This is a genomic window from Gilvimarinus sp. 1_MG-2023 (assembly GCF_030548285.1).
In genome coordinates this window covers 1-274 of sequence record NZ_JAUOSC010000962.1, presented here as the reverse complement: position 1 = coordinate 274, position 274 = coordinate 1, and the positions used below count along the sequence as shown (strand labels likewise).

Annotated in this window: 1 pseudogene; it reads left to right on the top strand. The window is 58.0% G+C overall.

Annotation, left to right across the window (positions count from 1 at the left end):
* Positions 1-274, top strand: a pseudogene (locus Q4563_RS19730) (DNA polymerase III subunit gamma/tau); the annotation flags it as partial.

Below are 274 nucleotides of genomic sequence, written 5' to 3'. Positions count from 1 at the left end.
CTCTCAGTCTGACCGATCAGGCCATTGCCTTTGGTGAAGGTACGGTACTGGAAACCCAGGTGACCAGCATGCTGGGCACCATGGATCGTGGCCGGCTGTTCAAAATGGCGGAAGTCATGGCCAAGGCCAACGCTCGTGATGTATTGGCCGAAGTGGCAGAAATGGCGGAGCACGGCCCGGATTATGATGAGGTCGTGCAAGGCTTGCTGACCATCTGGCACAGGGCGGCACTGGCTCAGGTGGTTCCGGATGCCATCGAAAATTCCCAAGGGGA